Annotated in this window: 7 protein-coding genes and 4 pseudogenes; 7 read left to right on the top strand and 4 right to left on the bottom strand. The window is 59.6% G+C overall.

The features are described from left to right. Nucleotides 1–149: 149 nt before the first annotated feature. Nucleotides 150–1,383, bottom strand: a pseudogene (locus BLV07_RS43280) (IS5 family transposase); the annotation flags it as partial. An 89-nt stretch (nt 1,384–1,472) separates the two neighbouring features. On the opposite strand from BLV07_RS43280, the gene tnpA reads away from it, so the two are divergent. The 6 genes and pseudogenes from tnpA to BLV07_RS43250 all read left to right on the top strand — a co-directional run. Continuing rightward, nucleotides 1,473–1,895, top strand: a complete 423-nt coding sequence (tnpA, locus tag BLV07_RS43275) for an IS66-like element accessory protein TnpA (RefSeq protein ID WP_091898173.1) — start codon at nt 1,473–1,475, stop codon at nt 1,893–1,895. Continuing rightward, nucleotides 1,889–2,242 carry an IS66 family insertion sequence element accessory protein TnpB gene (tnpB, locus tag BLV07_RS43270; protein ID WP_091898177.1) on the top strand — a complete coding sequence of 118 codons (354 nt, stop codon included), beginning with the start codon at nt 1,889–1,891 and terminating at the stop codon, nt 2,240–2,242. Before tnpA ends, tnpB begins: the two co-directional genes overlap by 7 nt. 51 nt (nt 2,243–2,293) lie before the next feature. Beyond that, the gene (gene tnpC, locus BLV07_RS43265) at nt 2,294–3,859 is read left to right on the top strand and encodes an IS66 family transposase (RefSeq protein WP_091898694.1); all 1,566 of its coding nucleotides are present in this window, start codon (nt 2,294–2,296) and stop codon (nt 3,857–3,859) included. Continuing rightward, nucleotides 3,856–4,458 carry a plasmid pRiA4b ORF-3 family protein gene (locus BLV07_RS43260; protein ID WP_091898692.1) on the top strand — a complete coding sequence of 201 codons (603 nt, stop codon included), beginning with the start codon at nt 3,856–3,858 and terminating at the stop codon, nt 4,456–4,458. The genes tnpC and BLV07_RS43260 overlap by 4 nt, the downstream gene beginning before the upstream one ends. 245 nt (nt 4,459–4,703) lie before the next feature. Further along, nucleotides 4,704–5,096, top strand: a pseudogene (locus tag BLV07_RS43255) (transposase); the annotation flags it as partial. A gap of 120 nt (nt 5,097–5,216) precedes the next feature. Continuing rightward, nucleotides 5,217–5,674: pseudogene (locus BLV07_RS43250) on the top strand (transposase); the annotation flags it as partial. Nucleotides 5,675–6,138: 464 nt separating this feature from the next. Here BLV07_RS43250 and BLV07_RS43245 read toward each other — a convergent pair. From BLV07_RS43245 to BLV07_RS47135, 3 genes are all read right to left on the bottom strand, one after another. Continuing rightward, entirely contained in the window at nt 6,139–6,417 is a 279-nt protein-coding gene (locus BLV07_RS43245; RefSeq protein ID WP_091898690.1) for a hypothetical protein, read from the bottom strand. A gap of 738 nt (nt 6,418–7,155) precedes the next feature. Further along, complete coding sequence (locus tag BLV07_RS43235; protein ID WP_176946143.1) at nt 7,156–8,316, bottom strand: MFS transporter; 1,161 nt, start codon at nt 8,314–8,316, stop codon at nt 7,156–7,158. 852 nt (nt 8,317–9,168) lie between these two features. Beyond that, nucleotides 9,169–9,630 (bottom strand): P-loop NTPase family protein, encoded by a 462-nt coding sequence (locus BLV07_RS47135; RefSeq protein WP_143035702.1) that lies wholly within the window; start codon nt 9,628–9,630, stop codon nt 9,169–9,171. A 1,263-nt stretch (nt 9,631–10,893) separates the two neighbouring features. On the opposite strand from BLV07_RS47135, the pseudogene metK reads away from it, so the two are divergent. Next, a pseudogene (metK, locus tag BLV07_RS43220) lies at nt 10,894–11,975 on the top strand (methionine adenosyltransferase); the annotation flags it as partial. Between the last annotated feature and the right edge of the window lie 24 nt (nt 11,976–11,999).

The raw sequence follows: 11,999 nt of genomic DNA, 5'->3' as shown, positions 1-11,999 counted from the left end.
TAAGGACTGATGCATAGCTATCCTCAAAAGCGGCAACCCGGCTCCGGAGCTTCGGCGGGCACCGTCGCGCCAGCCTAGAGCAGCACCAGATCCTCGTGTGTTCTCTCGTAGAAATCAAGGCGGACATCTCGCTGATTGATAGTCGTCCGTTAAGAAGCCCATCTGAATGCCGGCGCGAGGGCGAATGCTCGGCATTGGGCGAACAGGATGAGGCGCAACAGAGGCTTCAGCCAGGCGAGGACGAGGCGGAGGTTGTGGCCGACGGCGGAGAGGACGACGTTGGCCGCATCGCCCTCGCGGCCCTTGAGGTGACAACGGCCGAGGTGTCCGTCAGTCTTCAGGTGTCCGATCAGGGGCTCAATGGCTGAGCGGCGCCTGAGCTCGCGTTTGATCACCCCGAAGACGCCACGCTTCTGACCGGAGATGAAGACGCGGCGCGGGTTTTCCGTTTTGTGGTCGCGATAGGCCTTGTCGACATAGGCGCGCTCGATCGCGCAGCCGGTGACCGTTTCGGTACGGTTGATGACATCGCCAAGCGTGTGGCCGTCATACGGATTGCCCGGCAGCGCCTTGGCATGCAGCACGAACTGGCCGCCCGGGGGCCGCCCGTTGGTAGTGACGATCGAGGCTTTGACGCCGAACTCGTAAGGCGTTGAGGCCTTGCCCTTGCCGATGCATTCGACCTCCGTCGCGTGGAAGGAATAGAGCTTGTATCCGCGCTGACGCTGCTCCTGGGAGCGGATCTGGGCTGCGCGCGACAGTGGCTGCTCGAACACAGTCTCAAGCTCGCCCTGGCCTGTGATCTTGCGGTGGATGTCGCGGATGAGGCGGCCGAGTCGCGTTCGCAACAGGCGCAATTGTCCTCGATGGCGCTTGAACTGTTTGGCGTGGGCATAGCGTCCCGCCATCATCGCCGCCCGCTTGGCGATGCGCAGATAGGATTGCCGGAGCTTAAGGCCGTGTTTGCGGGCCAGCCGATTGAGTCCCTTGATCGCCGCATGCACCAGCTTGGCGTCGGTCGGCAAGGTGATGGCCTTGGGCTGAACGGTGGTGTCGACCGTCACCCGCTTCAGATCGCGCGTGCGCAGCGCGCCGGTCTCGTGCGCCACCCTCAGGCTCTCGGCCAGCAGAAGCTCCAGCTTGCCGCCGATCCGCTTGCAGCTTGCGCCAATGGCTTAGAGCGGAGCGCTCATGCGGGAACTCGTGCCGGAAAAACTCCTCACCGGTGAAGTGCTGGAAATACGGGTCATAGACCCAGCGTTCGCAGACGCCCCCGTCGGACAGACCGTAGACGTGCTTGAGCAACAGCAGCCCGACGACGAAGCGGCTTGCGATCCCCGGCCGGCCCTTCTCGCTGTAGAGCGATGCGATCTCGCGATCGATCGTAAGCGTAGCGCCGAGGCCCTTCAAATTGTCTGTGCGCAGACTTGGGGGCACCGTTAGAAGAGTCATCTTCGGCAAGGGTGCTCATAATGGACGACCATTCGGACGACATAAGACGACCGTTGACGCAGCGTATCGAAGTGTATGCTGGCGCAGGCCGGAAGCAGTGGCCGGATGATTTGAAGGCACAGATTGTCGCGGAAAGCCTCGAGCCAGGTGCGGTTGTAACAGATATCGCACGCCGCCATGGCTGCCGGCCGCAGCAGGTGCATGACTGGCGGCGCCGGGCGCGTTCAGGTCAACTGGTGCTGCCGGCTTCGGCGGATACACTATCATTCGTGCCTTTGGTGTCGGAGACGTCGCTGCCGGCGGCTGCCGCGCCCTCCGGATCGCCGGAGGCTGCCGCTGTTACGGTTGAGTTCCTGGGGGCACGGGTGGAGGTGCGCGGAACGCCAGGGCTTGCCGTGCTGAGTGATGTGTTCGTGGCATTACGCCGGACACGTTCATGCTGACGGCTCCCGCTGGCCTCATGATTTACGTTGCGACCCGACCTGTAGACTTCCGGAAGGGCGCGGATGGCTTGGCACTCTTGGCGAAGGAGACGCTGGGCCACGATCCGATGAAGGGCGTGGCAGTGGTCTTCCGTGCGAAGCGTGCCGATCGGGTGAAGATCGTCGTTTGGGATGGCAGTGGCCTTGTGCTGTACTGGAAGCGGCTTGAGGGCAGCGCCTTCAAATGGCCGCCGGTTGTTGACGGTGTGATGCGGATGAACGCCGCGCAGCTGTCGGCGCTTCTGGCCGGCATGGATTGGACACGCATGCACGCACCTCGAATCCCGCAGCCGAAAGCACTTGCGTAGGGCATAAAATCTTCGCTGCATCGGGGCGCGAAGCATGGCAGACTCGGGCCAATGAGTGATTTGCCTGATGTGCTGCCGAGCGATCCAGCCGAGTTGCGTGCCTTTGCCGCGGCTCTGCTGGAGCGCTGCGCCAGACTCGAGCGGTTGCTCAAGCTTGCAAAAGATGCGCAGTTCGGTCGATCCTCGGAAAAGCTTGACGCTGATCAGCTACAGCTTGTTCTGGAGGATATCGATCAGGCCGTCGCGGCTCTCGAAGCAGCCGAGGATCGTGCCAATCCCAAAACATGCGAGAAGAGAGCTGCCGAGCGCAGGGCCAATCGCGGTCAGTTGCCGGAGCATTTGCCACGCATCGTTGAAACACTGATGCCGGTTGCAACCTGCTGCCCGTCCTGCAAAGACGATCTCGTTGAGATTGGTCACGATGAGAGCCAGAGGCTGGACGTCGTACCGGCGCAGTATCGCGTAATCGTCACCCGCCGGCCCAAACTGGCCTGCCGCGCCTGCCAGGGCGTCGTTCTCCAGCACGCTGCTCCCGAGCGACTGATCAGGGGTGGATTGCCTACCGAGCGGCTCGTCGCGCATGTGATCGACGCCAAGTATCATTGGCATTTGCCTCTCTACCGCCAGGCGCAGATGCTGGCGACCCACGGAATTGCCATTGATCGTTCCACGCTCGCCTTCTGGGTCGGCTATGCTGCCCAGGAGCTGAAGCCCTTGTGGCGCCGTCTGCGCGAGGTTTTGCTCGCCTCCGCAAAGCTTTGTGTCGATGAGACCCCGGCGCCAGTGTTGGATCCGGGGCGCGGCAGGACCAAAACCGGCTACTTCTGGGCGCTCTCGCGCGATGACCGGCCTTGGGCCGGACCTGACCCACCTGGGGTGATCTATGCCTATGCACCGGGCCGCGGCGCCGTCCATGGCTTGAGGCTGCTCGAAGGCTACCGTGGCATCATCCATTGCGATGGCTATGAGGCTTACAAGACCATGACACGAGAGACGCGTGCGGACGCCCTGTCCGGTACGCTCGCGTTCTGCTGGTCGCATCTACGGCGTCAGTTTGTGAAGATCGAGCGCGAAGCTTCGCCGGCACCGGCTCCGGTTGCCCGTGAGGCCCTCGCGCGCATCGCCCAGCTCTATGCGGTGGAGAAAGCCCTCCGCGGCCGATCTGATGCCGAGCGCCGCGCGGGCCGACAAGCGCATGCCCGGCCTCTGGCTGCAGCCTTGAAGCAGTGGTTTGAGGCAACGCTTGATCACCTTGCGCAGAAAAGCGACACGGCGAAGACTTTGCGCTATGCGCTGCGTCATTGGAACGGCTTGACGCTCTACCTTGATGACGGGCGCATCGAGATGGACACGAATGCGGTCGAGCGTGCGATGCGGCCGATCAAGCTCAATGCCAAGAACGCCCTGTTCGCTGGGTGCGACGAGGGTGCCGAGAATTGGGCATTGCTGGCTTCGCTCATTGAAACGTGCAAGCTCAATGGCGTCAGCGCCGAGCACTGGCTCTCTGACGTCCTCACAAAGCTCGTCAACGGCTGGCCTGCGGCGCGACTGGACGAACTGCTTCCCTGGGCGTCGACCTACACGATGCATGCGCACGATCCGAGGCTGGCAGCATGAGCCTGAACACGACCGCCGTCCGGATCAGGGTAACCCTCAAGGACGTGAAGCCGGAGGTGATGCGTTGCCTTGTCGTACCCGTCACCCTGCGCCTTGATCGGCTGCATCTGACGCTTCAGGCGGCGTTTGGCTGGACGAACAGCCACCTCTTCGAGTTCCTAGCTGGCGAAGGGCGTTGGGGCATCCCTGATCCCGACGGTGATTTTGGCCCCCAGCCGATCGATGCCCGCAAGGCGCGGCTCTCCGATATCGTTCAAGAGACAGGCGCCAAGACGATCCATTATCTCTATGACTTCGGCGACAGCTGGGACCATGTGATCAAACTCGAAAAATGGTTCGACAACACGACGATAGAGGGACTTCCCCTCCTGCTCGATGCCGCCGGTCGTTGTCCTCCGGAGGACGTCGGCGGTGCGCCAGGCTATGCCCACTACCTCGACGCCATCGGCGACCCTACTCATCCAGAACATGAAAATATGCGCCTCTGGGGGCCCGAACAGTTCGATCCCAACGTCGTCGACCGGAAGACGCTCGAGGCCGCCGTCAACGCATTGTCCGGAATTTGGAAGCCGCGGCGTCGCGCCACGCGGCTCAAATAGACGTCAAGCGTCAATCAAAAGGGCCGCAGAGCTACGCTTACGATCGATCCAGTCCCAGTCGATCTTAGCGCCGAGCCGCACCAGTTCGTGCTTCAGATTGATGACTGATCCAGCCTAGCGCGAAACAGATCGCCTTCCCCCGTCGTCTCCGGCTTCTTCGGTCGCATCGATCCCCCTCCGCTGCGACCAGGGAATCAGGACCGGGGATTCGTGGAAATCTTGAGGGTTCTGTGAAGTCGCGGGGGTGCCCGCAAGGACGTATCTTGCGCCCCTCTCGACCCATCAAGCACTGCCGTTTCTTCTATTCGAAGGCGAAGGATTGTGCCCGGTGTCCGCTCAAGGGCGATTGTTTATCGAAAGGGCGGGTTAACAAAGCGGTCGTTATCGGTGACGATTATCCTGCACTGCTCCGCGCCCGCCGCCGCCGCGAGCGATGGAGCAGACAGGATGGACGGCTCTATCAGCGCCATCGCTGGCGCTCAGAGGGCTTCCACGGCGAAGCCAAGACCTGGCACGGACTGGCGCGCGCCATACGACGTGGTCTGCCAAACATGAAGATCCAGGCCTACCTGACAGCCGCCGCCATCAACCTCAAGCGGCTGGCAGCCGCTCTCCTTGCGCTTATTCTGCCTTGGATTGTCCCTCATATTGCGTTTGCGGCTTCAGATCGCGCCATAGCGCGGGTTTTGACGCGAGGGCCATGACGGGGTCGGTCGCTGCATCGCGCGAAATCTATTGGCCACTTCTTCAACGACCCCCGTGTCCACTTCATGCGCAACGCGCTGACGCATGCCGGCAGAGCGGACGGCGCGTCGTCTCCGCCTTCATCGCCACTGCCTTCGCCCAGGACGATGCGGAGGCGGCGCGGGCGTAATGGCGGCGCATCGCCGACCAACTTCGCCCCAAGCTGCCGAAGCTCGCGGCCTTCCTCGACGAGGCCGAGACCGACGTGCTCGCTTACATGAGCTTCCCGGCCGCGCATCGCGCCAAGCTGCACTCGATCAATCCGCTCGAACGGGTCAATGGCGCGATCAAGCGCAGAACCGAAGTGGTCGGCATCTTCCCCAATGAAGACGCCATCGTCCGCCTCGTCGGTGCGATCCTGCTCGAGCAGAACGACGAGTGGGCGGTTCAGCGCGGCCGCTAAATGACACTGGAAACGATCGCCCCGTTGGGCGATGATCCCGCCGTCAGCTTCCCGGCAATCGCCAGCTGACCGATCCGGCCCATGCCGGCGAACGTGGTGACCCGCACTCAGCTACACCACGCCAGGGCACACGATCCATCCTGGGCTGGACATGACGGCTGCCGGTCTGAACCGCGGCTGGTTCTACCGCGTGAGTGGGGACGGTCTCTGGAGGCGGAGTCACACCCCAATGAGTGCGATTGTGGGAGCGAGCCAACTCACTTGCGCCATATCTCTTCGCTACACACCGCGGAGCACCACCTCGCTAGCGAAAAATCGCTAGACTAGAGAAGAGACGCTCGCCTCACGCGTGCCGCTGGTCGATCCCGGCGTGACAATCGGCTCGCCGCCTAGGATTGTTCCACGTCAAGGACGCTGCACAAGCTACGCAGATTGGAGAACGAACTTGCCAGCGTCTTAGGCGACTGCGCCGACTCCTTGGACACGCCGCGATTGCGGGAGTTTGGTCCGTTCTTGTCCGCAATGACAGTTCACTACAATAGGTGTACGGGTCGCTGCCCCACCCGTTTTAAGTCGTGCCTCAAATGACTTTCCAACATGAACGGTTGAACCTGGTAGATCACAAAGCGCACCCAATCCTTCGATCCCCGATAGCCCGCCGTGTCCTCGAAGATGCCATTGGCGGCGATCGCCACCTCCTCCCTGCTGCGGACAAACTTGAAGTCTACCGCCGCTCCAATTCCGTCATCCCTCGCCTTGAACACAAACTGCTCAAGCATTCCAATCGAGTTCTTTACTGCGTCACTATTCATCTCATCTCTCGACGAGGTTCAATTGAAATACATGCTTGCCTTAGGCTCAGGCCCTGTAGGCGTTCACGTTCAGTTGCCTTCCCCTGCACTTGAAGAATCAGGTTGCCGAATTCGCCTGTCTCCACCTCCCAGCAATTCTATGTATCCGTCGATTGCCAGCCTCGACCCCGCCGAATGAAGAGGATCGGGCGTAGCGACATTATCGGCCAAAGGGCATATCTCACATCCAGGATATCGCCCTCTCAATTGACTTATGTTCTATCCGATCGTCCCCTATCAGCTGAGGTTCAAGGCAGCCATATTCAGTCCGAGGCTACGCACGAACAGGTGCCAATTTCCTTGTTGTACGGGTTCGACGGTGATTTCGCAGACGGTGGTTCTATCAGCGGAAACGTTCGATTGGGCGGTACCACCAAAGAACATCTCGGCCCGGTATTCAAAGGCCAATACGGCTCTGCGGAATGGCATGCTACACGTGTCTGCGGCACTGGATAACTCGACGAAAGTTGCCAAAGCTATAACCCCCAAGCCAATCGAGACCGAAATGAAAATAGACGCGCTGTCGAACAAGCGCTCGACAATTCGCCTGGCCAGTTGCGATTATAGCATTTCATCTGTAGGTACGGATTTCATTCCATCTACCGAGCCACGGGCTGGTTTTCGGCGCCTCACCCGACTCATGCAGATCATCTGGCTGATCCGAGACCAGCCTTGTCGCCGTTCGCACGGAACTCGCTATCAAATTTGATGGCTCGCAGGTTGCCTTGATCGGATTCTGACAAGCACAAACGCGAGCGTGCCTCCCGCTCCGCAGATCGCAACAAACATGAAGGCAAACGCTATGCCATATTGAGTCTGAATGCGACTGAAGAGCAATGGCGCAAAAGCAGCCGTTGACAATCGGAAAGCGTTCATCAACCCGACACGACTTCCGTATCCGCCCGGCCCGAACATCGACAGTGGCAGCGTTCCACGACAGATGCTGTCTAGGCCGGAGCTGAACCCAAGCAACACCACGAAAGCCGCAACTCCAAAGACAGAATGAGAAACTAGTGCAATGGTGACAGTAGCCGCGCAGAGCAGAACGGACGATACGATGGTGAGTTGAATTGTGGCAATCTTCTCGGTGAGCGAAGCTGCAAAAACCCGTATTAGAACCTGTGCGGGTCCGAAGAGGGCTGAAATGAGAGCTCCCTCCATACCCAAGCCGACCGAGAAGAGGATTGGGACCATCTGACCACCGAACGCCGTAATAACAAATCCGATTAGCGAAAAACCGATTGTTATCAGGGTAAACTCCATCACATTAGTAGAGGATTTCAAGCAGACTTGCGAATCCTGAATGTCAATCCGATCTCTAGCACCCACAGACGGGCTGCGAAGAACCCATACTATTAAGGGCAGGGCAATGAGGACATCACAAACCGCATAAATCCCAAGGACTTCTCTCCAGGTTATTAAAGTGAGCAGAAAGGAGGTGAGCGGCCAGAACAATGTTGACGAGAACCCAACGATCAGTGTCAATAGAGTTATCTGCGCCTTTGCACGGGCTACATCTCGCTGCACCAAGAACACGAATGCGGCCTCGCAGAACAGAAAGGTAGACGCTATTTGCATCCCGAATAGCGCGATGGCGAATACGGCCGCATTCCAAGAAGTCGCCGCTATACCCAGGCTGATGGCGCCCGCAACTGAGGCAATTTTCATTGTTCGGCCGGCACCGTATCGATCCATGATACGACCGGCTATCAACGATACCAGCGCACTCGCAAATAGAGCGAAGGAAAAGCAAGCGAATATCCATTCATTAGTAACCGTGAGATCATCGGCCACCTCGTTGGCAACAACAGCGACGCAATAGTAGAGTGTGCCGTAGCTGACGATTTCGAAGCCGCCCAATGCGGCGGTAACAAGCCTATCATCCTTAGGGATGTTCGCTAGCCTGCTCCGTGAATCGGTTCTCGTCGTAGGCGGTCTGTTCTGGCGTTTCATAGGTTTTTGAAGGCTAGACAAGGATCACTACCGGGACACATATGCTCAACAGAACAACTGAATGATCTGCCGTCCCCGTGACGTGTCGGGATCCGACCTTCGATTTAGATGGGAAGGATTACTAGCCTCAATATCGAAGCAGAATGTCATTAGGTAGAATCCGCGCGGCCGTAGGCTTTCGTGAGTGTTTACCTCGTGTTCGTCCGATGGAACACGATGAGCTGCAGCACACAGCTCCCGACGATGCGCATGCGCCCCAGGCGCGACAAGTCGGGTCGCGCCTCTGCCTACCGCAAACGACGTTACTATATGTTCGACTTCCTGAATTGAAGGCCGCAATTCGAAGGCATAGTGATCGCCCCGTTCCGGGCCGACTACTTCTGGCGAAACTTTCAGCGGACGGCCTCTTGGCAGCCTGGATTTCATGCTCGATCACCTCGTTGACGTGTTAGCGTGCATCCGCCGTGCCAACTTGGTTGCCCAAATTGCCGCTTGCCCAATGGCGCTTCCGCCGGTTCATTCAGATCAACGAACGCTTTGCTCGTGGCTTTCATTGCGGCGAGTACGGCTCAGGTTGGGTTGCAGCTGCTCGTACAAGCGATGCAGGCCAGCGCAGTTAAGGATCGGTTCGACGCCAAACTGGAAGAGTTTGACAGCGAGCTCGTTTTCGTGAGACGCACTGCTCGATTCAATGCCCCGGCTCATGTGAATGACCTCTGCATGGTCATGATCAAAGCGGCGATGCGGCTCGTCTCGCTTTTACCTCCGAGCCTGAAGCGCAAGAGATCGAAACGGCTGAGGCCCGGGCCCCTCGAACAATTCAGCAATCGCCGCCGAGCGTCGGCCAAGCATTTCATCAGAAATCGAAGGCTGGTCGACAAGATAGCCTCGCGAAGACTTCTCAATCATATCGTGACCAGCAAGCCCGCATCTGCGGCGCTTCGGCTCAGCTCCTCCTGTCTGCAACGCAGATTGAGCTTCAAAACGAACTGAAGCAGCATCTTCTCGGGCCCGAGCTTTTGCAGGAGAGCTTTCTTTGCCGGGTGCAGTGCCGTGTCCTGCACCTTTGAGTTCGGTATCAGGCGAGTGAGCATGGGTGTCGCTGTCGAGGATCGGGATCTTGTATCCGACGTCGATAAGGGCTGCGAGCGCATTATGCGAAGCGTTGGATTTGCTGATGCCGCCCCAGCCGAATAGCCCTATCTGACGCAGACCTGACATTTGACTTCCTTGCCTCGTTCCATCGGTCCCGAGTCGCGACATCGATGCCGTTCGGCAACTCGCGTCACCGAGCAAACGTCATGCCAATTCGCTGAGCGACGAAGAAAGGTGTGGGGATTTTTCTTCAACTGTGTAGTGTCGCGGACCTGACAAAACCGACGGAGCTGTAATACGCTGCCTGATTGCTATATCTTGCTCTCAAAAAGCCACAACATTCGAACGGCAGTTAACTGAGGGGCGGGGTCGGGTCGAGCATGGGCATGAGAGCTATAGGGGGGTGATCGTCTCAATGAACGCGCCGAGCAGCTTCACCTTTCAGGCGACCAGTAGAACATGCCTTTTCGGGCGCGGCGCGCCGCACTGCCCAACCAAACTCGTGAGCGGTATTGCCGAGAACGTACAATGCTCGAAAAACACCATCACGGCCGGGGCCGAGGCAACACCGCATCTCAAAACGCATGATGATGTATGATGCACTGATGCCGAATGCCTCGGCCGTGTGTCGCCATAGGACCGCCATTATCAAGCAACGTTCAGGCTCGAGAGGCGACCTGCTTTACAAAAGCCAGCATTTCAGCGTGCGGGCCGTTTCGGTGAAGACGATCTCCGAAATCCGACACCCCGCAGCGTCACGCCAAGGACAGGCTGCTAGCGGCCGTGTTTTCTCTTGTCAGGCAAGCTGCGCAACGGATTCCGCCCACGGCACGCAAATTGCTGGATGATCGAGGAAGCTCCCGCCGCAGCAAAGGCTGCTCGCATCTTCTTTGCGCCAGTAGTTTTCGATGAAAGCCGTTCGATTGATTCAGGATGCGCCGATGCAGTTTCAGAAATCCTGACGAGCATGCCTACAGCCCTTTGGTTTCGACTTTGTATTCTGGCCCCGCTCAGCCTAAACGACACCTAAGGCCTTCTCTCGTCGTGTCTCCGTCGCGACGCGAGAGCGCGCGTTTTCCTCCCGCTGCGCGGGCTATGCTCGGATCGTGGAGCAGCCTATACGCCCCCTCCGCGCCCCTCCGGCGCCGACCTTCAGCAAAAGATTGAGGACGACCGATTAACCGAAACGACTCAAAACGGCCGCACTCTGGATGCCGCCAGGGACGTACTGCGCAAGGACACGGACTCTGGTTTTACAACGAATCCTACGTCATCTCGCGCCGGCGTGATTGACATCATCCAAGGCTTAAACATCGCAAACGACCGCCGGCGAGCGGCGGAACAAGGGGTTACTTTGATGCGCGCGTCCTATCTCTTCACCAGCGAGTCCGTGGCGGCGTTGACCCGTGGCAGATCCGCGCTGCCTGCGAAACGATTGCGACCACCAACAAGGTCGTGATCGCGGGCGAGACCCGTGGTCCCGCATCGGTCACCAACGAGCAGATCGAGAGCGTCGCGCGCGGCGCGATCAAGGACATCGGCTACGAGCAGGAAGATTTTCACTGGAAGACCGCGGATATCGAGATCCTCCTGCATCCGCAGTCGGCCGACATCGCGCAGGGCGTCGATGCGCTGCAGCCGGGCGAGGTCAAGGAAGAGGGCGGGGGGACCAGAACATCATGTTCGGCTACGCCACCAATGAAACGCCCGACCTGATGCCGGCGCCGATCTTCTACGGCCACAAGATCCTGCGGCTGATCTCCGAAGCGCGCCATTCCGGCCGCGAGAAGATCTTGGGTCCTGACTCCAAGAGCCAGGTCACCGTGCAGTACGAGAACGGCAAGCCGGTCAGCGTGCGCGAGATCGTGGTCTCGCACCAGCATCTGGTCGAGGATACTCGTCCAAGCAGATTCGCGACATCGTCGAGCCCTATGTGCTGAGGCGCTGCCGAAGGACTGGATCAACGGCAAGACCATCTGGCACATCAACCCGACCGGCAAGTTCTACATCGGCAGTCCCGACGGCGACACTGGCCTCACCGGCCGCAAGATCATCGTCGACACCTATGGCGGTGCAGCCCCGCATGGCGGCGGCGCGTTCTCCAGCAAGGACCCGACCAAGGTCGACCGTTCGGCCGCTTACGCAGCGCGCTATCTCGCCAAGAACATCGTGGCCGCGGCCTCGCCGACCGCTGCACGCTGCAGCACGCTTACGCCATCGGCGTGGCGCGGCCGCTGTCGATCTACATTGACACGCACGGCACCGGTAAGGTCTCCGAGGACAAGCTCGAGAAGGCCGCGGCCGAGGTGATGGATCTGACGCCGCGCGGCATCCGCAGCCATCTCGACCTCAACCGACCGATCTATGCGCGCACCTCGTCCTATGGCCATTTCGGCCGTACGCCGGACAATGAGGGCGGCTTCTCCTGGGAGAAGACCGACCTCGTCGAGCCGTTCAAGCGCGCGGTCTGATGCTCTTACCTCGCCCCGCTTGCG

The sequence above is a fragment of the Bradyrhizobium sp. Rc2d genome (assembly GCF_900099855.1).
Lineage (GTDB): Bacteria > Pseudomonadota > Alphaproteobacteria > Rhizobiales > Xanthobacteraceae > Bradyrhizobium.
Note: the sequence above shows the minus strand (reverse complement) of the source record. Positions and strands in the feature narration are given on the sequence as shown.

Bases quoted from the DNA above. Each gene is read 5' to 3' on its own strand.
- tnpB (WP_091898177.1), top strand. From the start codon at position 1,889: ATGCTGACGGCTCCCGCTGGCCTCATGATTTACGTTGCGACCCGACCT.
- BLV07_RS43245 (WP_091898690.1), bottom strand. From the start codon at position 6,417: ATGAATAGTGACGCAGTAAAGAACTCGATTGGAATGCTTGAGCAGTTT.
- tnpC (WP_091898694.1), top strand. From the start codon at position 2,294: ATGAGTGATTTGCCTGATGTGCTGCCGAGCGATCCAGCCGAGTTGCGT.
- BLV07_RS47135 (WP_143035702.1), bottom strand. From the start codon at position 9,630: ATGTCAGGTCTGCGTCAGATAGGGCTATTCGGCTGGGGCGGCATCAGC.
- tnpA (WP_091898173.1), top strand. From the start codon at position 1,473: ATGGACGACCATTCGGACGACATAAGACGACCGTTGACGCAGCGTATC.
- BLV07_RS43260 (WP_091898692.1), top strand. From the start codon at position 3,856: ATGAGCCTGAACACGACCGCCGTCCGGATCAGGGTAACCCTCAAGGAC.